At 38.3% G+C, this 20,637-nt stretch carries 17 protein-coding genes; 4 read left to right on the plus strand and 13 right to left on the minus strand.

Annotation, left to right across the window (positions count from 1 at the left end; genetic code table 11):
- Positions 1–84: 84 nt before the first annotated feature.
- From IWC72_RS10645 to IWC72_RS10705, 13 genes are all read right to left on the minus strand, one after another.
- Complete coding sequence (locus IWC72_RS10645) at positions 85–1,047, minus strand: tRNA dihydrouridine synthase (RefSeq protein ID WP_194526186.1); 963 nt, start codon at positions 1,045–1,047, stop codon at positions 85–87.
- A gap of 117 nt (positions 1,048–1,164) precedes the next feature.
- Positions 1,165–1,788, minus strand: coding sequence for an O-methyltransferase (locus tag IWC72_RS10650; RefSeq protein ID WP_194529758.1), 624 nt, complete (start codon positions 1,786–1,788; stop codon positions 1,165–1,167).
- Positions 1,789–1,862: 74 nt separating this feature from the next.
- Positions 1,863–3,317 (minus strand): nuclear transport factor 2 family protein, encoded by a 1,455-nt coding sequence (locus tag IWC72_RS20285; RefSeq protein WP_226979541.1) that lies wholly within the window; start codon positions 3,315–3,317, stop codon positions 1,863–1,865.
- Between the two features lie 52 nt (positions 3,318–3,369).
- Positions 3,370–4,344 (minus strand): MBL fold metallo-hydrolase, encoded by a 975-nt coding sequence (locus IWC72_RS10660; protein WP_194529759.1) that lies wholly within the window; start codon positions 4,342–4,344, stop codon positions 3,370–3,372.
- A gap of 274 nt (positions 4,345–4,618) precedes the next feature.
- Complete coding sequence (locus IWC72_RS10665) at positions 4,619–4,918, minus strand: hypothetical protein (RefSeq protein ID WP_194529760.1); 300 nt, start codon at positions 4,916–4,918, stop codon at positions 4,619–4,621.
- A gap of 11 nt (positions 4,919–4,929) precedes the next feature.
- Positions 4,930–6,003: a cytochrome d ubiquinol oxidase subunit II gene (gene cydB / locus IWC72_RS10670; protein ID WP_194529761.1), complete on the minus strand. Its 1,074-nt coding sequence runs from the start codon at positions 6,001–6,003 to the stop codon at positions 4,930–4,932.
- Between the two features lie 3 nt (positions 6,004–6,006).
- On the minus strand, positions 6,007–7,338 hold the full coding sequence (locus IWC72_RS10675; protein ID WP_194529762.1) for a cytochrome ubiquinol oxidase subunit I: 1,332 nt from the start codon (positions 7,336–7,338) through the stop codon (positions 6,007–6,009).
- A 170-nt stretch (positions 7,339–7,508) separates the two neighbouring features.
- Positions 7,509–8,090, minus strand: a complete 582-nt coding sequence (locus tag IWC72_RS10680) for a DJ-1/PfpI family protein (protein WP_194529763.1) — start codon at positions 8,088–8,090, stop codon at positions 7,509–7,511.
- A gap of 297 nt (positions 8,091–8,387) precedes the next feature.
- Positions 8,388–8,759: an iron chaperone gene (locus IWC72_RS10685; protein ID WP_194529764.1), complete on the minus strand. Its 372-nt coding sequence runs from the start codon at positions 8,757–8,759 to the stop codon at positions 8,388–8,390.
- A 10-nt stretch (positions 8,760–8,769) separates the two neighbouring features.
- Positions 8,770–9,180 carry an SRPBCC family protein gene (locus IWC72_RS10690; RefSeq protein ID WP_226979542.1) on the minus strand — a complete coding sequence of 137 codons (411 nt, stop codon included), beginning with the start codon at positions 9,178–9,180 and terminating at the stop codon, positions 8,770–8,772.
- A 301-nt stretch (positions 9,181–9,481) separates the two neighbouring features.
- A complete protein-coding gene (locus IWC72_RS10695) occupies positions 9,482–10,045 on the minus strand; it encodes a hypothetical protein (RefSeq protein ID WP_194529766.1) in 564 nt (187 codons plus the stop codon).
- Between the two features lie 650 nt (positions 10,046–10,695).
- Positions 10,696–11,223, minus strand: coding sequence for a hypothetical protein (locus IWC72_RS10700; protein WP_194529767.1), 528 nt, complete (start codon positions 11,221–11,223; stop codon positions 10,696–10,698).
- A gap of 194 nt (positions 11,224–11,417) precedes the next feature.
- Positions 11,418–12,215: a CPBP family intramembrane glutamic endopeptidase gene (locus tag IWC72_RS10705; RefSeq protein WP_194529768.1), complete on the minus strand. Its 798-nt coding sequence runs from the start codon at positions 12,213–12,215 to the stop codon at positions 11,418–11,420.
- 235 nt (positions 12,216–12,450) lie between these two features.
- On the opposite strand from IWC72_RS10705, the gene IWC72_RS10710 reads away from it, so the two are divergent.
- From IWC72_RS10710 to IWC72_RS10725, 4 genes are all read left to right on the plus strand, one after another.
- A complete protein-coding gene (locus tag IWC72_RS10710) occupies positions 12,451–12,759 on the plus strand; it encodes a DUF6660 family protein (RefSeq protein WP_194529769.1) in 309 nt (102 codons plus the stop codon).
- 126 nt (positions 12,760–12,885) lie between these two features.
- The gene (locus IWC72_RS10715; RefSeq protein WP_194529770.1) at positions 12,886–17,223 is read left to right on the plus strand and encodes a CusA/CzcA family heavy metal efflux RND transporter; all 4,338 of its coding nucleotides are present in this window, start codon (positions 12,886–12,888) and stop codon (positions 17,221–17,223) included.
- A 4-nt stretch (positions 17,224–17,227) separates the two neighbouring features.
- On the plus strand, positions 17,228–18,427 hold the full coding sequence (locus IWC72_RS10720) for an efflux RND transporter periplasmic adaptor subunit (RefSeq protein WP_194529771.1): 1,200 nt from the start codon (positions 17,228–17,230) through the stop codon (positions 18,425–18,427).
- Between the two features lie 180 nt (positions 18,428–18,607).
- Complete coding sequence (locus tag IWC72_RS10725) at positions 18,608–20,536, plus strand: heavy metal translocating P-type ATPase (protein ID WP_226979696.1); 1,929 nt, start codon at positions 18,608–18,610, stop codon at positions 20,534–20,536.
- Positions 20,537–20,637: the final 101 nt, after the last annotated feature.

Below are 20,637 nucleotides of genomic sequence, written 5' to 3' on the forward strand. Positions count from 1 at the left end.
AGGTTTAAGGGGCTTTTTTTTAAAAGGAGTGTGCCGGTTTAGAATAGGGGAAGTTGGCACTTAAATAAAATACGTGAATGTACTTTATCTAGTAACATTGCGTTTCTGAGCCGCCACAATTTCACCAACAGCTTGACGGTATTTCATTGGGTTCCCTGCTTTCTTAATGGCTTTGTATACTTTCTGGGGGTTATGTGTAGACTGGGAGAAAAACTCCCAAAACCCAAGCATCTTCATTTTTATTGGTGTGGGGCCAGAGAGTACGGCATCATACTGCTGATATATCGTATCGTGAAACTCCCTAAAAATATCCCATCGTTTCACAGGGTATTCTGTGGTATCGGCTTTTATCATACTCGGTAAAAATGGGTCGGCTATAAGACCACGGCCAATCATAAAGTGCTCAATGGAAGGAAAACGTTCGCGCATAGCTTTAAACTGCGCTACTGTAGTTATATCGCCGTTATAGTATAAGGTATGTTTGGCCACATCTATACACTTCTGAAAAGCCTCTAGATCAACACCACCTTTGTATAATTGCTTTCCCAAACGTGCATGAATGGCAATATTTTTAAGCGGGTACTTGTCAAGTATGGCAAAAGCATCTAATATTTCCGAGCTATTCTCATACCCCAAACGCATTTTCATAGAAATGGTAACATTGGTTTCGCTATGGGCGCGGTCTAAAATGTGGTCTATTTTTTCGGTGTTGCATATAAGCCCAGAACCCATTCCGCTATTGGTGACCATAGGGTAGGGGCAGCCTAAGTTCCAGTTCAGTTCTTTATACCCTAAAGACTGAATGTACTTAATGACAAATAAAAAATGCTCAACGTCCGCTGTCATTACCTGTGGTATAAGCTCTAAGTTGGTATTCACCTCAGGATTCAGATCACGTTGGTAGGAGCCCTTTATGATCATCTTTCTATTAAACCGGATGTATGGTGCATAATAGGTGTCTATCCCTCCAAAGAATTTTTGTTGGGCATTACGAAAAGTGGCATCTGTAAAGCCTTGTAAAGGAGAGGATAATAGGGTATAGGACATGAAAAGGTTTTAAAGCGATAAAGATAATGCAATATCACCTTAGTCTAGTCGTCTAAATGGCTCCCGATGATGACTTAATATCAATTTTAAAAAGCATTGCTTAGCTAAGGCTGGCCACTACTTCCTAGTAATTAAAACTACTTTACCTTGGTATTTATTTTGAAACTGATAGCTGTCTTTGCTGATCTCTTTTAAAAAATCCTGGGATTCCGCCATGTCTGCATTATCCACATAAATTAAGGTTTTGCTGTGGAAGTTTGGTTCTAGCATCTGGAACAATGGGAGGTACAAATTTTTCCAGCCATCTAAAAATAGTAAATCTATCTTTTGGTTGTAGTTTTCTAAGGTTTCTAGGGCATTGCCCACTCTAACTTCTATTAGGTTATCTACACCTGCATTTTTGAAATTTTCAATTGCTCTTTGTGCTTTCGATTCAATCAGTTCAGTGGTAATTATTTTACCCTCATTTTCTATGACACCATGTGCCAAAAACAATGTAGATATACCGAAAGAAGTTCCAAACTCTATTACGTTCTTTATCCTATTCTCTTTTATGATTTCAATTAACTCTTCTCCTTGTCGTTTAGTTATTGAGAGGTAGACATCTTTAAAATCTACGGGCTGCATAGGTCTGAAAACGTTCTTCGCAAAACTTTTCATTAATCTCCTCTGGTCGTTCTTGGCGTCTGTATAAAGTTCATCTAAAGTGATTTTTATTTGTTTCTGTTGTGCTGTAATCATGTTACGTAGGTATTAAAAAAAGGAACAGCAATAGTATTGCTATTCCTTTTTGGGTTAATCAATAGTATCTTTTATTAAAATTTACCATTATCATTTTTCCATTCAGCTGCTGGTGGAATGGGGGCGATAACATCCCAATGTTCCACTATAAGTCCGTTTTCTAGTCTGAATAAATCATAATATGCTGTAGGATCTCCTTTGCCAAATTTACCTTCGCTAACGCTTAGCACAAAGTTTCCTTGGCCCAATACCATATGTAAAGTATCGTACTCCATAACCCATCCATTTTCAGCAAATGATTTCATTGCAGCTCCAAAACCATCCAAACCATCTGCTACAGCGGGATTATGCTGAATATATTCTTTAGGGTTAATATAGGTAGCTACTTGATCCATCTGATGATCGAGTAATACGTTCTGAATGAACCCTCTTACCACAGCTTTGTTGGCTTCCGTTTTATCTAAATCCGTGAGTGCAGTAGCTCCATCAAATTGAGTTCTACCGCTTGGATTGAGTTTTTGTACTGGTAATAAATTATCCCAATGTTCTACAATTAGGTCATCTTCAAAACGAAAAATATCGAACCCTGCTTTTGGGCCGAAAAAGTCATACTTGGTCTGTGTAAAAACGTAATTACCATCTTGAAAAGCACGTTTAATATCCGCTTTAAAACCACCTTTAGGTGCATTTTGCATTAGAGCTCCAAATCCTTGCAAACCATCTGCAACCCCTAAGTTATGCTGAATGTATTTATTTGGGTTTATATAGGATATAGGTGTTTGGTCTCCCGTATTAAAGCTGTTTAGCAAGGCAACTACTTTATCTTTCTTGGTTAATTCTACGTTTTTTAAAGATTGTAGTGACTGGTATCGGATCATATCTATACTGGATTGATCCATCATTCCCATAAAACTTTTGGCAATAGGGGCATTCATGAAATCAGCTAGTACGGCATCAGAGTTTTTCTTTGTGTCCCAATATACTACCACTACTTGCTCTCCGACCTCGTTAGAGCCCGTAATACGTTGTAAAAAACCTTTTTGCTTATTGGTAAACCCTGTTTCTACTTTTTTGTTTATTTTGTTGAAAGCGGTTATGTCGGTTTCTTTTTTTGTGTTAAAAGTCATAACTTCTGTAAACGTGCTGTTATGGGCCGTAAACTCATCCGAAATTGTAAAACGAGACATTTTCATTGTAGAACCTTCTATCATTCCTGCATATGTGGCAACAGAGGGGTCTTTCATAAATTTATCCATAGAAGCTTTGGCGTCTGCAAGCGATTTCCAGTATACGATTACTACATATTTACCATTCTCGTCAACACCACTTTGGCGTCTAATAAATCCCGGTTGTTTACTGGTGAAATTGTTTTGAACTTCAGCATCTAACTTGTTGAATTCTTGTTCGCTTGCCGTAGTTTTTAGGTTAAAACTGGTGACCTCTAACACGGTGTCCATTCTTTTTTGTTCACTTTTGAAACTAGAAAAGAGCAAACCTATAAATGCGAGTACTACTAACTTAATTTTCATAATTATTGTGTTTAGTTATTCATTATTAAAATGGGGGAACTTTAATAAAAAATTAAAACCAATCTGCGCCTGGGTCTCCAGGAAAGAATGCATCTGGAAGAGATAGAAGAAGACCTCCTTCTTTATAGGTAGGGTAAAGGACCTGAAGCTCATCAATAACCTGCTGATGTGTGGTAGCAGTTTCTCCTCCGGTTATTGTTTGGGTGCCTTTAATGATGGCTTGGGCATTCTCTAAGTACTCTATATTCTCATCAATTGCAGAAGCTATATCCGAGCGCGAACCGTTATGGCCAACAAATACATGATTGTAGTCTGAAAAGTTGGTTTTCAACACATTTAATCCTGCGATCCAGTTGTCTACTTCGTCTTCACCTTCGTTAGGAGTATACTCTCTTAGGTAAATATGGGCTAGGTTATATATGAGGTCTCCTGAAAATAGAACCTTGTGTTCTTCATTGTAGATGTATCCATTTTCTCCGGTTTCGGCATTGGAAACTTTGTCAAAGGAGAAGTCTAAATCACCAATAGTTTGGCTACCGCTAACACCGGTTACGGCGTTTGGATATAAGGCAGTAAAGTCATCCGTATTATTTAACTGATCGGCAACAGTGCTTTCGGCGAAAAAGTCTAAGTCCGTAAAGTTACCTGCTCCGCCATAGTGATCACCATGATTATGGGTAATGATTACCGCACCGGGTTTGTTAATTACGTCCACATACGCTTGCAGTTCCACTGCAAAATCGGGAGCGGGACCTAAATCTACAATAACAATATTGTTTTCTGTTTCTACTACGGTTACGGTATACGGGGCATCTGTAAAATTAATAATATGGTACCGCACTGTGTTTTCTGTAATTACGTCTACTGTTCCAGTCGTAACTAAGGAACTAGAAGGTGCAGCAGCGAATTCTATAGTATCTGGCTCAGCGCTGGCATCATCATCATCATCATCATCATCATCATTACACGAAATAAATAGCGCCGTAAATAACGCAAGAATCCAAAAGTTTAATTTTAAGTGTTTCATCATTTTAGTTTTAAATTATTTATTGCTGCAAAGGTCACGTATGTCCGAAGCTATAATTTGATCAAAATGATGGTAAAAATGGTAAATGTGGAACCAGTAGGTGATTTTACTGTCTAAAATCTGAGAAGATTGATTTTTTATTTCGCTTTAAAAATAACCGGTCTTTCCCCATTGTTATTTTAAATAGAAGCCAGAAAAGTACGGTTCAGTAAGTATTGTACTTTAAAAAAAAAGGATTAGTAATGTGTTGTTTCGCAGTTGCTTGTGTATTTTACTAGCTTCTGTTCATTTTGTGTTTCAGTTTTGAAATTAAAATAACGGTAAGGCTTCCGCCTAAAAACGAAACAACAAGATTTATAATAAACAGGGTAAGATGGAATTCCCCAAATTCCATGATAGATTGTGGGTTAAAGCCTAACCGGCCAAAAGATTTTATGAACAGAATGCTGCCAAATACCCCAGCAATGGTATTTCCTATAATGCCAAAGGAATATTTTTTAAAAATCCTTGCCGTACTATATGCCCCAGTTATACCGATCAATATGCTTAGGAGAGAAATTAAGGTATCTGTCATATGAATGGATGTTAATGGCCGTAATCCATATGATCAATTTTTCCGGCCATCAATCTTTTTTGAACAATGGCATAAATTATAAGAAGTATAAAGCCAATAAGAGCCCAGTTCATGGCTACGGACAGGCCATATTCTGATGCGGATGTATTGTATATAGTTAAGGGTTCATGGATAGTGTTCACCGAAGGAAGAATTACCGGAAAAAGAGAAGCTAATGATGATGTAATACCGCCAACTATTAAAAGGGTGGATAATGTAAAAGCGTGAATGTCTTTTTTTAATTTCTTAATAAAGAAAAGTCCGATTAATCCTGCCAAATAAATACATGGGAATATTAGCAAATAGGGCTTGTGGCCAAAGTTGTTGAATGAGTTGGGGTTGACCATATTCCATACCGCTAAGGAAATTATGGTAAGTACGGCAAGGCTAATATTCAACTTAAAAATAATGTTCTTTAAATAGGAATTTATAGAGGAGTTTGTTTTTAGGATAATCCAATTAGCGCCATGAATGGCTAAGGTGACTACCGCAATTAAACCTATGATAATGGTAAACCAATCTATGATTCCCGGTGTTTTGCTCAACGGGCTGAAACTACTGTCCCATAAGGGCAAGAAGAAATAATGGCCCTCATAGGCAGATTCTCCATTTTCCACACCACCTAAATTTACGCCTCTAACAATGTTGCCTAGAGCAATCCCAAAAAATAGGGCGAGCAATAAGCTGGAAAGACCAAAAGATTTGTCCCAGATATCCTTCCACATTTGAAATTTAAACTGACCTCTTAATTCTAGCCCGATAGCTCTAAAAATAATTAGCCACAGCACAATAATCAATGGTAAGTAAAAACCGCTAAAGACCGATGCGTAGAATGTGGGGAAAGCCATAAATAACATTCCTCCGGCCGCAACCAGCCATACTTCATTGGAATCCCAAAATAAACCTGCGGATTTGGTGATAACCTCTTTGTCTTTTTCAGTTTTTGCAAAAAATAGATGAATGATTCCTGCACCAAAATCATATCCGTCCAGGATAAAAAATATTACCAGTACGATGCTAATTGCTATGAACCAAAATGTTTCCATAATTTAATGTGTTTGGTGTTTTGGACCTTCGTTTATGGTTTTGCCCACTAATACTAAAAATAATAGGCCCAAAAGCATATATAGCGCCACAAAACCTAGTAAAGTAAATAAGGTGTTACCTGATGAAACAGAAGGTGAAACCCCTTCCGTAGTCCTTAAAAGGCCGTACACCAAATAGGGTTGTCTACCTAGTTCTGCCGTATACCAACCGGTAAGATTGGCAATGTACGGAAAGGGAACTATAAACATAATGGCCCAAAGTAAGGGTTTTGCTACGTATAGTTTTTTACGCCATAATAGAAACGCCGCTAAGGCCATCAAGCAAATAAAGATAGTGCCAAGGCCAACCATGATATGATAGGAATAATATAATGCGGGAATGTTATCCGGTAATTCCTCTTGTTTAAATTGGTCCATGCCGGGAATTTGCCTATCCCATTCTTGATGCGTTAAAAAACTAAGGATGTTTGGGACGGCAATTTTATTGTCCAATTTTTTTTCGACCATATTGGGTTGTCCAACGAGAACGATTTCCGCTCCGGCTTCTTCGGTTTCAAAAATTCCTTCCATGGCGGCAAAGGCAGCAGGTTGGTATTTTGCCACATTTTTTGCATTCCAATCTCCCGTAGGAAAAGCCACTAAAATGCTAGAAACCAAACCAAAAATCACTCCGGTTTTTAAAAACAATTGACCGTACTCCGTTTGCTTATTTCTTAGAACATAGAAAGCACCTATGCTGGCTACCACAAAAGAAGAAGTGACAACAGAGGCTAACTGATTATGTAAAAAAGCAGGAAGGAGCCACGGGTTACTAAATAAAGCCGAGAAGTTTTGTAATACAAATTTGCCGTTATCCAGTATTTCATACCCTACGGGATGCTGCATCCAGGCATTGGTTGCCAAAATAAACCAACCGCTGGCCCAAGAGCCTAAGAATACAAGGAAACCGGTTAAGAGATGTAGTTTTTGTCCCATTAATTTTTCGCCAAAAATAAATAGGGCTAAAAAAGAAGACTCCAAGAAGAAAGAGAACATTCCCTCCATGGCCAAAGTCTGGCCTATTATGCCCCCTGTTAGCTCCGAAAATTTAGCCCAATTGGTGCCAAATTGAAACTCCAAAGGAATTCCCGTAACAACGCCCATAGTAAAATTAATGGCAAAAATTTTCATGAAAAATTTTGCGGCATCATTGTACTTTTCAATTTTGTTTCTGAGGTATCTGTATTTAAAATAGACTATCATTAACGATAGTCCCATCGTTAATTGGGGAAATATATAGTGGAAAGTGATAGTAAAAGCAAACTGCAGTCTATCATAAAAAATCATGTCTTCCATAAGATAGGATTGTGTATGCAAAAATAACCTATCTAGCTAAATAGCAGGGTAACTTTTGGTACACAATATCTTCGTAAAAAGAACATTAACAGTTATTTTGTGAATTTGGTAACAACCGGAGAAATAAGGCTACAGCTGAAAATTTAAGTATAGGTCTTAAGACTTAAAACCTATACGGTCATTATTTCAAATTTTTCTGGATGATAGTCCATTCCAATTCGTATTTCTTCTGTTTTCTCTTTTCCAATAAGTTTTTCAGTGACGTATAATCCCAAATCTAAAGAGGATGCAACTGCTCCGGCTGTTATGGTGTTATTGTCGTCAACAATTCTTACTTGAGCAACTTTGCCGCAGTACTTTTTCAATGATTTATATTCATTAAAGTTAGTCGTTGCAGTTTTGTTTTCCAAAAATCCAGCAGCTCCAATTAATAAACTACCTGTGCAAATTGAAATTATATAGTGGGCATTTTCTCCAGTTCTCAGCCATTCAATGAACTCTGTATTGTATTGTAGTTTTCTTGTCCCATAGCCGCCAGGTACAACTATCATATCATAATCGGATAAATGAGGTTTAATTTTATCGACGATAATTTCCATTCCAAAGCTATCCTTTATCGATTTTTTAGTGGCACACAAATCCCAGTTTAAATTTTCCATAAATCCTTTGGTCTTTATATTTTTTATGGGGTCATAAAAACCAATAAAGTCCAAAAGAGTTATTTGGTCAAAGAGTATATATGCGATTTTCATTTGTTCTTATTGTAGCCAACTGTCTGGCTTGTATGTTTGTTTCTTAAGTTGAAGATAAGGTATTTAGAATAATGAATTAGTTTAAACGGAATGGTGATTTAGTGGTTGGGCTAGACAATAAATAGAGATATCATCGTTCAGGTTTACACTTTTTTTGCAGATACTTAGGCATTAGCGTAGATACGTAACAATAGGCTTAAATAGGGGAACGAGCAAGTTGCACTAAAAGGAAAATAGGAATTAATTGTAGAGAATTGGCTAGAACTTTTCATAGGACACCTCTTTGGTGTGTCATTTTTATTTGGTTAATAGTTCTTTTCTGTATTTTATCATTCGGATAATCAAGCCTTTCGGTAAAGGTTTGTTTAAAGGAAACTGAACAGAACCTTTTCCTCTTTTATATTTTGTAAGTTCAGGTTCAAAATTTTCCATAGTTGTTGGATGTGGGTAAAGTCCAACGTGTTTTTCATATCCTGCAATCATTATTTGTTGTTCCCTTTTTCCGTTTTTGACCAAAGCATAAGCCGGAATGTTGTAGTTTATAAGTATGGTTGCATTTGGCTCAACGCTTAATATACATTCTTCAAGTCCTAATAGAGCTACTTTGGTAGGTTCGGATTGAGCGTTGAAGTATTCCGAAACTGACTTATATAGAATTGTTTCGCCCATTTTTAGTTCTTTATTTTGATTCCGCATATTTTTTGAAATTCTCGAGTATGGCTTGCCAGCCAGCTCTCTGTTGTTCGTCCGTATTTGTTCCTTCTGCGTCAAAAGTTTCGCTTACAATTACTTCTTCTCCCTTATGGGTAAATTCAATGTCAACCTTTCTGCCGTCCGGCATTTTGTAAGAAATCAGTTCTTTTTCAATTACATTGTCATAGGTTCCAGTAAAGTCAAACCCCATACTTCCGTCTTTTGCCTCCATTCGCCAAGAGAATTTTCCGTTTTGTTTCGGGTCGTTTTCAGCACTCGGGCAACACCATTCGTCAGTGGCAAAATTCCAATTTGTGATGTGTTTTGGTTTTGTCCAATATTCCCAAACTTTGTCCATGTCAGATTGAACAGAAGTTTTTACAGTTATTCTTTCCATTTCCATAGTTTTTTTGTTCTACTTGAATGCACGGCAACGGTCAAGGCTCAAGCGTAGCGAGGTACTAAGGAAACTTTTCGTTTCCTTCTGTGCACGAAGCTAAAGCTTATTGTTTTGCTTTTTCTTTTTTGGTCAAAGCGAAATCTATAAGATTTAGCGACTTCATAAATATACATAGATCTTGCGGTTTTGCCCTAAAGTAGCCATAGGGAACAACGCGGCCAGGAACCCGGTGTAGTTCAACACCACATTCATGCTCGGTCGTACCGACCGCACGAATGCTTAGTTATTGTACAACGTTTTATTTTTTTCGGTACTCGATTGTTATTTCTCCAGTTAGATGTGAACCAAATTGAGAGTTGTCTAATGTCAGTTTTAAGTTATCACCTGATAATTCTATCGAAGAAATGATAGAATACTCGATTCCTTCCTGAGGGCTCACGTCATTGGTGATTAGGATTCCGTCTTCAATTTTCCATTCTCCGGTATGTAAACCTTCTCCTTCATCACCGTCCCAGAAATTTATACCTGCTGGTTCCGTAATTTTTTCTCCATCTATAATTTCATACTTTTCCCGAGTATATCTCAAAAAGCCATTTGTCCTTATCTCTTTAGGATTGTCGGTAAATTGGATTCCATAGTCTGTTTCTTCGTTTACGATTTGTTCAATAATGCCATATTGGTCTTGTACAAAATAGGAATCGTCATAGTAATTGATCAAAATCCACTCCCCAACTAGGTTTTCAGATAATGATAGTTCAGTTGCGGGTTCCTCAGGTGAATCCGAATTACTTTCAGAATCACAAGATATGAAGGAAATCAATAAAAGCAGTAGCAAACCCGTTTTGTAAGTTTGGTTTTTCATAAGATAACAGTTTGTTGAACTATAGTTTTTAATCGCAATTTATGCCAGCAGGGCTAAATTCTGAAACTAAGCCGCTTAAGTGTAAGAAAGTTCAGATTTCTTAATAAAAGCCGGAATTGTAAGCACAACCATAAATCGATTCGTCTTTTCAAACGGACTTACTTATTTGAAAATTGCCGTAAAACTTTGAATTAAAGTTTTTATTTTGGCAAAATGTTAAAGCTGAGTAGTAATCTAGGCACAACAATTTAAAGAGTTCATCGGTTGATTTTGTAATAAGAGCAGAAATTTTATTTATAGCACTGTTTAAGTTCAGTTTTAGGAATCTATCTTACTAATCCTCTAAATCTGTTTTTTTTGGTTAAATGTTTTACAACACAGTACCTATGAACAGTACGGCAGCAAACTAGCGTTTGCTTTCCGCCAAGCACATAGAGAAATCTTTTTGTTTTGTTTTTTCTTTTCCTTGTTTAAAGCAAAATCCCAAAGATTTTGCGGACTTTATAAAATTACGCAAACCCAGCGATTAAGCCCGAAGCCCGTATTTTTTATAGGTTGTGTTGGCGTTAGTTTTTTCCTTTCGAGTAAGATGATTCTTTGGAGTTTCTCTTTGTTTTTCCTGTCGAGTGAGAAGTCCATCTGAGTATCGTTTACGTCTGAGTGCCGTCCAAAAGCGTTTTGCTTGGTTGTTCCCGAGTTATTTTTAGTCTCTTCTCAAGTTTTCTAAGTGTCCGATAATTTTCTGCGTTATCTGGTAAAAAACTCAGGAATTTTTTCTCGATTTCCATTATAATATTGTTTTGAGTGCTATTTACCGTAAGTATGGAATCAATAAATTTCCGCTCGATTTGAACTTTCAAAGTATCTTCCGTTTTCTCAAGAACTTTTAGTTTTACAAATGGATTTTTGATCATTTCATTTATTTCATTCCAGTTTTCGCTATTTTTATCTGCTACCAGAGAATGTTTTGATTCCAAAAAGTCCACGTACTGAATTTCGTCATACTTTTCATAATCGAATAGTTGCCAAAATACGATTCCGAACGAGCCAACGAATCCTGCAATTACAGGAATAACCCAATGATTAGGGTCAAATCCGTTTGTAAGAGTCCAAAATGCAAATCCGATTGGGAAAAGTATAATGGTTTTTAAAATGAACTTTGCAGTCTTGTTTTCCATTTTTTCAAAATTAATGCCAACGGCTGGGCTAAGCGTAGTGCGGTAGTAAGGAAACTTTTCGTTTCCGTCTGCGCACGAAGCTAAAGCTTTTGGTTTAGTTTTATTTTTTCTTGTCCAAAGCTAAATCCCAAAGATTTGGCGACTCTATAAATATACACAGACCTTTCGTTTTTGCCCTAAAGCCCGCATTACGTTTAGGTTGTGTTAGCTGTAGTTATTTTTTTTACCCCTAATATCGTTATCAAAATACCAAAAGTAAACAAAGCCCAGTATAAAACATCATATTTCAGACTGTCTAACCAATTAAAAAATGGTTCACCATAACGAGTGTTAATTAAGGTTACGAAAAGGTTGTTGATGAAGTGTAGTAAAATAGAATAACTAATTTTTTTTGTTTTAAAATATATTAAGCAACTGACTATACCAAATAAAAATGACGGTATAAGATTGCTAAGAGTTTCAAAATGTATTGCGGAGAAGCAAACACTCGATATAATTATTGCGAGATATAATTGATACTTTTCTTGAAGCTTTGAAAATAAAAACTTTCTATAAAACAGTTCCTCAAATATTGGAGCAATTATTAATGTACTAAGCATAGTATAACCATATTCGAAATTTAATTCTCCATAATTCCTAGTGATTGGTTCAAAACTGGCATTTTGAAAATATTCAATTAACCGATTATAATCCCAAAATGGTTGTCCGACAAACCCTAGTCCAATTGCACTTAGAATTAAGAAGGGAATTAGATTATAGTTTAGTCCATTTGTGTCCAAAATATTGGAATAATGTGGTTTAGGTTTCCAAAACAGATAAAAAACTAACAAATAAGCCATTACAGTAGATAAACTCCAAACAATATCGAACATTGGGTTAAACAGGTTGATATCCCAATTTGTGTATTTTACAAGTAATACTAAAATTCCTTGTGGAATATAATAGATTACTGTTACCAATAAGGTTAATAAAATGGCTTTGGTTATTTTCAATAAAATGTTTTTTTATAATTACAGCTAACAACTATATATAGTCACTAGTAACTATATTTCATCTATACCTCTAAGATATACATAATCTCCTATTTTTAAGGGATATAAAAAGATCTAGAAGTATAGTATATGCATAATATATGTTTGCAAACGGTTCTGGATTTACAAGAAACCTTCTAAGTTTTTTGTGTGAAATAAAATGTAGGAACATTCATAATCTTATTATCTTTGAGTAGTGAAGTTATTGACCCTCATACTGTCCCTTTATTTTTTGGCACTGAATGTTATGCCATGTAGCGATGCAGAACCTGTTTCTGGAGATGAGGTCGCCGTTATTTCAGACGGTGGTGATAGCCACGGGCATACAGATAATGATTTGTGTTCGCCTTTTTGTCAATGTCATTGCTGTCATACACATACGGTAAATTTTGAGATTTTTCGTTTTGAGCCTTTTCAACCCCTAATTTCTCAGCAAGAGCTTGTCCATTTTGATAGTATGGGCAAAGATATTCTTTACAACTTGCTACAACCTCCCCGGGTATAATTCAGTTTTTTAGAGGATACCTATATCCTGTTGTAATGTGCTTTTTTTAAGTCGTTACCTAATTCCTGTACGTTTACACGTCACGAAGGAAATATCCATTTTTTTAACTGAATTATAGCAATACATATGATCAATAGAATCATTGATTTTTCAATCAATAATAAATTCATTGTAGGTCTGTTTACGCTGGCACTGATTGGTGCGGGTATTTACAGCATGACTCAAGTACCCATAGATGCGGTACCAGATATTACCAACAATCAGGTGCAGGTCATTACACAGTCGCCCAATTTGGGTACTGAAGATATAGAGCAATTTGTAACGTATCCGGTGGAGGTGGCCATGAGCAATTTGCCTAATGTAGAAGAAATTCGCTCGGTTTCCCGTTTTGGGCTGTCCGTAGTTACCATAGTTTTTAATGATGAGGTGGGTACGTATCTGCCCAGGCAACTTGTGGCCGAAAAACTACCGGAAGTTCAAGAACAGATTCCAGCAGGGTTTGGTAAGCCTTTTATGGGGCCTATTTCTACAGGTCTAGGTGAAATTTATCAATATGTTCTTGAAGTAGAAGAAGCATATAAAGACCAATATTCCATTACCGATTTGCGGACTTTTCAAGATTGGATTATCCGCAGGCAAATGGCTATGGTGCCGGGTGTGGTAGAGGTAAATGCCTTTGGTGGAAATCAAAAACAATATGAGGTAACGGTAGACCCCAGTGAGTTGCGGGCTATTGATATTTCTATATCCGAGGTGTTTTCCGCTTTGGAGAAAAACAACCAAAATACGGGTGGTGCCTATATAGAACGCAACCATCAGGCTAATTTTATTAGGGGCGAAGGTTTGGCCAGAACCGTTTCGGATATTGAAAATATGGTGGTGAAAACCGTAGGTGGTGTCCCTATTAAAATAAAAGATGTTGGCGAGGTACGTATGGGGAGCGCCGTACGATATGGCGCGCTTACCAAAGACGGAAAAGGCGAGGCTGTTGGTGGTATGATTCTCATGCTAAAAGGTGCCAATTCTAATGAAGTAATTGAAAATGTTATTGAACGAATGGACCAGATTCAGCACTCCTTACCAGAGGGTGTAAAAGTAGAGCCTTTTCTTGATCGTAGTGAGTTAATAGCGGAGACTACGGGTACGGTTACGGGCAACCTTTTAGAAGGTGGACTCATCGTAATTTTTGTTCTGGTGCTCTTGTTGGGCAATTGGCGTGGCGGACTTATTGTGGCGTCTACCATACCGTTGTCATTACTTTTCGCTTTTATTCTTATGAATGTTTTTGATGTCTGGGCGAATCTAATGAGTCTTGGTGCCATAGATTTTGGTATTATCGTAGATGGTGCGGTTATTATAGTGGAAGGCACGGTCTTTCTCATGTATTCTTATGTAACTAAAAAGAACACTATTACAGCAGAAAAGCGCGATGAGATTTCCGCAACGGCCTCAAAGAAAATGATGAACGCTGCCTTTTTTGGGCAGTTGATTATTCTTATTGTTTTTCTGCCCATTTTGGCTTTAGAAGGAGTAGAGGGTAAGATGTTCCGCCCTATGGCACTTACTTTTATTTTCGCGATGATTGGAGCCATGCTATTGTGCCTTACGTACGTACCCATGATTTCGGCTTTATTTTTAAGACCTCCAAAGTCGGATAAAAACTCGTATGGAGACCGTTTTGTGCATTGGGTAGAAAGAGGCTATCAACCGTTGTTATTGAAGTCATTGGCAAAATCAAAACTGATTATTGGTACGGCAGTAGTTTTATTTTTGTTGGCCCTTTTCGCTTTCACCAGAATGGGAGGGGAGTTTATTCCACAATTGGATGAGGGCGATATTGCTTTTCATGCCATTCTAAAACCGGGCAGTTCATTAAGTGAGAGTATAAAAACAACAACCAAGGTTGAGCAAATAGTCAAAGCAAAATTCCCCGAAGTAAAACGGGTCATAAGTAGGATCGGGGTAGCAGATGTTCCCACGGATCCCATGCCTATGGATATTGCCGATGTTTTTGCCATTTTAAGACCACAAAGTGAATGGGAATCCGGGCGCAGCAAGGAAGATCTTATAAATGATATTAAAGAAGCCATTAGTATTTTGCCTGGGGTGAATTATGAATTCACCCAACCTATAGAAATGCGTTTTAATGAGCTTATTACTGGGGTTAGAGAAGATGTAGCCATTAAGATTTTTGGGGAAGATATGCAGGTTTTGGCCAGTAAGGCCGAAGAAATGGGGAAGCTTATAGCAAACATTCCCGGTGTAGCAGATATGAAGGTGGAGGCAACGGATGGACTTCCGCAAATTACCATTCATTACAACCGAAGCAAGTTGGCGCAGTATGGTATTGGTGTAAATCAACTGAATAGTTTGGTGCAGGCTGCTTTTGCAGGTGGAAAGGCAGGAGTGATTTTTGAAGGCGAAAAACGATTTGATTTAGTGGTGCGCTTAAAAGAAGAAAACCGGAATAGTATTGAAGATGTGCAAAACCTGTTCGTAAATCTTGAAGATGGGTCTCAGATTCCACTTCGGGAATTGGCGATCGTAAGTTATGAACCCGGACCAATGCAGATAAGTAGGGACAATACTAACCGCAGAACTTATGTAGGTATTAATATAAGGGATCGAGATGTAAAGTCCGTTGTGTTGGATATTCAGGAAAAGCTAGATGCGGAATTCAAATTACCTGCCGGATATTTTATTCGTTACGGAGGTGCTTTTGAGAATTTAGAAAGGGCAATTGCAAAATTACAAATGGTAGTGCCCATAGCGCTGCTACTTATCTTTATCCTTATTTATTTCGCTTTAAAATCCCTACCTCAAACGATTATGATTTATTTGGCTATTCCTATGGCAACTATTGGGGGCGTATTTGCTTTATGGCTGCTAGATATGCCTTTTAGTATTTCCGCGGGAGTAGGTTTTATTGTGCTTTTTGGAGTCGCAGTGCTGAACGGACTGGTTATGGTAAGTGGATTGAACGAGCTGAAAGAAGAAGGTGTTACCAATCTAAAAGACCGAATTATAGCGGGTACAAAACGGCGTATTCGCCCTATAATGTTAACCGCTTTTACGGATATTTTGGGCTTTCTCCCTATGGCAATTTCTGCTTCTGCGGGAGCTGAGGTACAACGTCCTTTGGCTACCGTGGTTATCGGGGGGCTGCTAACCTCAACTTTATTGACGCTTTTTATACTTCCTATTTTTTATCAGTGGGTAGAAAACAGGGAAGAACGAAAACTAAAATTAAATCCACAGCTTAAAACGGCGCTACTTATTGTAGGTTTTATGACTGTGACATTCAACGGATATTCCCAAGAAACTGAAACTTCACTACCTATTGTTTCTCTAGAGAAAGCAGTAGAGATAGCTAAACAGAACTACCCATTGTTAAAATCAGGTCAGTTAGAAATAGAACGACGGACTTCGCAGAAAGCAGAAATATATGATTTCGGAAATACTTGGCTGTATAGCAGTGGCGAAGAAATATCGGATGACCGTGGCGTGTATACCTTGGTTGGTGTGGGGCAACAAAATATAGATGTGTTCGGTATCCATGCTAAAAAACGTTTGTATAAACAGCGTGTTGCACTGGCAGAGGCTGCGTATGAACTTTCAGAACTTCAGGTAGAGCAAGAAGTGAAGAAAGCTTGGGCTAGAGTTTACAAAGCTAAAAAGGGATACCTCTTGTATCAGGAGTTAGATTCGGTCTATAATCAGTTTGAAAAAGCGATTGAACTTAACTATGAGGTAGAGGCAATTTCAAAGTTGGAATATACTTCTGCAATGAATCAGGCCTTGCAGATGAAAAACAAATTTCAACAGGCTCAAGGTGATTATGCTATTGCCTTGCAGCAGTTTAATCTTTGGTTGGCTTCGGAAACGTATTATACAGTTTCAGATGTTCTGGGAGATGAAATAGATACGGTGTTTGAGATACATCCAGATTTAAAAAATCACCCTAAATACCAACTTTTAGAGAAACAAATTGATGAAGCCCAGGCCGATTTTAAAGCAGCGCAGGCAGGATTGTTGCCTAAAATCAATCTGCAAGGTGGGCTTCAGCAAGTAAATGGAGATGATGGTTTTTATAGTTATCAAGCAGGTATTACGGTTCCGTTTTTTTCGGGTACGGTTCGCAGTCGGAAAAAATCGGCTAAAATCAATAAAGAGATAGTAAAAACAAATGCAGATTTTGAACAACGCCAGTTAATGTCAGAATATAGACAAGCTTTAACTTCCTATCAAAAATGGAAAACGTCATGGTTGTTCTATACAAATGAGGCGCTTCCCCTTTCCGCAGAACAACACAAAGGTGCATTATTGGCCTATAAAGAAGGTGCGGTAGACTATGTGGGCTTTACCCAAATTATACGGGATGCCATTCAAACAGAAATGGATGGCTTTGATGCGTTGGACAACTACTTAGAATCTATATACGAACTACAATATTTCAATCAATAAAAACATGAAAAATCTATATAAATACATTGCAGTTACACTGTTCGTTTTGATGTTAGGTCTTACCTCTTGTGGTGATAGCCAAACGAAAGAAAATGGGAGTGAATCAAATCATGGCCATGAAGAAACTGGCAAACACGAAGAAGGAAAAGAAGAGGTAATGCTCAATGAACAGCAATATGAAGCTTTACAAATGCAGACGGATACTTTGCATATGCGGAATATGAGCGGTTACGTTGAGGCAAACGGGCAATTAGAAGTGCCGCCACAGAACGAAGCAGCAATAACTTCTGTAGTAGGGGCAAACGTGGTAGCTATAGAAGTGATAGAAGGTGATAAAATTGAAAAGGGCCAGACGGTAGCCTATCTTTCTCACCCGAACATCATTCAAAAACAAACGGATTATTTAAACGCTTTTAGCAATAGCCAGTTTTTGAAAAAAGAATACGAGCGCCAGAAAAAACTGTATGATGCAGGCGTAGGTAGCGGACTAAATTTTCAGAAAGCTGAGGCCGAGTACCAAGCATCCAGAGGAAAGGTGAGGGGTATGGCTGCACAATTAAAGCAATTGAATATAAACGCCGCAGGTGTACAAAAGGGAACTATTTACCAGCGGGTGGCACTGCGCAGTCCTATTGAAGGGCACGTACAAAAGGTAAATGTGAAAACGGGACAATATGTAGATCCCCAAGCCCATCTTTTTGAAGTAGTGGATACACACCACGTGCATGCTGATCTTATGGTTTTTGAGAAAGATGTGTATAAGATTAAAGAGGGGCAAACGGTTAAGTTTTATGTACAATCTTTGGGTGAAAAGGAGTTGATCGCTGAGATTTATTCCATTGGTAAAACCTTTGAGAAAAGTCCAAAAGCGCTACATGTGCATGCAGAGATTGAGAATAAAGAGGGAAACTTAATTCCTGGAATGTATATAAAAGGCAGGATTCAAGTGGCTAATAATGATGTGAAGGCAATTCCAGAAAGTGCCATTGCCAAAGACGGAAATAAGAGTTTTGTATTTACCGTAGAGGAAGAGGGCGATGCATTTAGTTTTGTTCCGTATGAGGTTACTATAGGAAGCGTAGATGATGGTTGGGTGGCTATAGATTTTTTCAAAGAAATTAATGACTCCGCTAGATTTGCTTTTAATAATGCCTATTATTTAATGGCGGAAATGAAAAAAGGGGAGGCAGAACATAGCCACTGAGAAAATTAAAATCATAGAGAACGATAAGGCTAATAATTAATGGTTTTGAGATGGGTTATATTCTTAAAATCAGGTTTATTTTAAACTATTGAAACCAGTTGGGAACGGGTTGGTAGCTCAAATTTTTAAATGATGAGAGAGAATAGAAAGACAGATACAACAGACGTACATGCGCATGAAATGGACGAGGGATGTTGCGGTTCTGGTGACAGTTGTAGTACGGAAAAGAGTAACAACCCGTACCTGCCCGCTATCCTAAGTTTTACGCTTTTGTTGGCCGGTATGGCAATGGATTATTTTGAAGTTCCATTCTTTCAGGGTTGGGTTCGCCTTATTTGGTATGTAGCGGCCTATATTCCTGTGGGTTTTCCCGTTATGAAAATGGGCTGGAACGCTATTTTAAAGGGACAGTTTTTTACGGAATTTTTTCTAATGACCGTAGCTACTGTAGGTGCTTTTGTACTGGGGGAGTATCCAGAAGGCGTCACGGTAATGTTATTTTATGCTGTTGGTGAACTGTTTCAAGATGCGGCCGTGTCTAGGGCAAAAGGCAATATCCAGGCCTTATTGGACGTCCGGCCCAACGAGGCGCGAGTTTTTCGCAATGAGGAGTATGTAACCGTAGTACCGGACGAAGTCAAAATCGGGGAAAAAGTTCAGGTACGTGTAGGGGAGAAGATACCCATAGACGGCATCTTGTTATCCGAAAAGGCAAGTTTGAACACCGCCGCCATTTCCGGGGAAAGCAAACCCACATCCGCTATTAAAGGAGCTAAAGTATTTGAGGGCAGCATCAATTTGGATGGTGTGGTGGAAGTGGAAAGTTCCAAGGAGTTTAAAGATAGTTCCATTGCCCGTATTCTAGATATGGTTCAGAATGCTACGGCAAGGAAGTCTAAGACGGAGCTTTTCATAAGAAAATTTGCTAGGATTTATACACCTATCGTAGTGTATTTGGCAATTGCACTTACCCTGTTGCCCTATTTTTTCGTAGAAATATATGTTTTTCAGGATTGGTTGTACCGGGCATTGGTGTTTTTAGTGATTTCATGCCCTTGTGCGCTGGTCATCTCTATTCCCTTGGGATATTTTGGGGGATTGGGTGCGGCATCTAGGAATGGTATTCTGTTTAAAGGGGCCTCGTTTTTGGATACCATGACCAAGCTGAATACCATAGCGATGGATAAAACGGGAACGGTGACCAAAGGGGTGTTTAAAATCAGGGATATTGTATTACATGGAAATGGACAAAATGAAAGCACAATCACCCAAAATGAGCTAATGAACTACCTCGCAGCTCTGGAGTCACAATCTACACACCCGATAGCCAAAGCCATAATGGACTTTCATTTGAAGGAAGATTTAGGGTTTAGCGCAACGGAGGTTACCGAAGTAGCCGGCATGGGGCTAAAAGGTACCGTTAACGGTAAAACGGTCTTTGCAGGTAATGAAACTTTATTGACTGCTCATGGCATAAGAGTACCCGATACTGCATTGGCTATAGCGGACAGTTTAGTTATGATAGCCATTGATGATGTATTTGTGGGGTATGTAACCATTGCGGATGAGTTGAAGGACGATGCCGGACAGGCCGTTCTGGAAATGAAAAAGACGGGCATCACTAATATAATAATGCTTTCCGGTGATACGGATGCCATCACCCAAGGGGTAGCAAAAAAACTAAATATAAAAAATGCCAAAGGCGGCCTCTTGCCCGAAGACAAACTGGACGAAGTAGAGCGTCTAAAAAAGAAGCCTAGAGCTACTGTAGCGTTTGTAGGAGATGGAATTAATGATGCGCCAGTGTTGGCAGCTAGTGATGTGGGTATCGCAATGGGTGGTCTGGGCAGTGATGTAGCCATAGAAACGGCCGATGTTATCATACAGACCGATCAGCCTACCAAAGTGGCACAGGCCATAGAAATAGCAAAATCCACAAGACGTATCGTTTGGCAGAATATAGCTCTTGCTTTTGGTGTCAAAGCTTTTGTTCTGCTTTTGGGTGCTTCTGGTATGGCTACCATGTGGGAGGCCGTTTTTGCAGATGTGGGTGTGGCATTGTTGGCAATTCTTAACGCAGTGCGTTTACAGCATATGAAATGGGATTGAGTACAGCGTGTAAAGGCATAGAATTCAGCGGTTAGAGCGATTGTTAAAATTGTTAAATTGATGTTATTGAGTTCGGTCAGATACTTTTTTTATGCACTTTT

Origin of the sequence: Zobellia roscoffensis (genome assembly GCF_015330165.1) — a bacterium.
Classification (GTDB): Bacteria; Bacteroidota; Bacteroidia; order Flavobacteriales; family Flavobacteriaceae; genus Zobellia; species Zobellia roscoffensis.

Excerpts from the sequence above, each read along its gene's own strand:
- IWC72_RS10700 (WP_194529767.1), bottom strand. The coding sequence starts at position 11,223 with ATGGAAAACAAGACTGCAAAGTTCATTTTAAAAACCATTATACTTTTC.
- IWC72_RS10720 (WP_194529771.1), top strand. The coding sequence starts at position 17,228 with ATGAAAAATCTATATAAATACATTGCAGTTACACTGTTCGTTTTGATG.
- cydB (WP_194529761.1), bottom strand. The coding sequence starts at position 6,003 with ATGGAAACATTTTGGTTCATAGCAATTAGCATCGTACTGGTAATATTT.
- IWC72_RS10715 (WP_194529770.1), top strand. The coding sequence starts at position 12,886 with ATGATCAATAGAATCATTGATTTTTCAATCAATAATAAATTCATTGTA.
- IWC72_RS10680 (WP_194529763.1), bottom strand. The coding sequence starts at position 8,090 with ATGAAAATCGCATATATACTCTTTGACCAAATAACTCTTTTGGACTTT.
- IWC72_RS10645 (WP_194526186.1), bottom strand. The coding sequence starts at position 1,047 with ATGTCCTATACCCTATTATCCTCTCCTTTACAAGGCTTTACAGATGCC.
- IWC72_RS10675 (WP_194529762.1), bottom strand. The coding sequence starts at position 7,338 with ATGGAAGACATGATTTTTTATGATAGACTGCAGTTTGCTTTTACTATC.
- IWC72_RS10725 (WP_226979696.1), top strand. The coding sequence starts at position 18,608 with ATGGACGAGGGATGTTGCGGTTCTGGTGACAGTTGTAGTACGGAAAAG.
- IWC72_RS10690 (WP_226979542.1), bottom strand. The coding sequence starts at position 9,180 with ATGGAAAGAATAACTGTAAAAACTTCTGTTCAATCTGACATGGACAAA.
- IWC72_RS10685 (WP_194529764.1), bottom strand. The coding sequence starts at position 8,759 with ATGGGCGAAACAATTCTATATAAGTCAGTTTCGGAATACTTCAACGCT.
- IWC72_RS10660 (WP_194529759.1), bottom strand. The coding sequence starts at position 4,344 with ATGAAACACTTAAAATTAAACTTTTGGATTCTTGCGTTATTTACGGCG.
- IWC72_RS20285 (WP_226979541.1), bottom strand. The coding sequence starts at position 3,317 with ATGAAAATTAAGTTAGTAGTACTCGCATTTATAGGTTTGCTCTTTTCT.
- IWC72_RS10665 (WP_194529760.1), bottom strand. The coding sequence starts at position 4,918 with ATGACAGATACCTTAATTTCTCTCCTAAGCATATTGATCGGTATAACT.
- IWC72_RS10695 (WP_194529766.1), bottom strand. The coding sequence starts at position 10,045 with ATGAAAAACCAAACTTACAAAACGGGTTTGCTACTGCTTTTATTGATT.
- IWC72_RS10650 (WP_194529758.1), bottom strand. The coding sequence starts at position 1,788 with ATGATTACAGCACAACAGAAACAAATAAAAATCACTTTAGATGAACTT.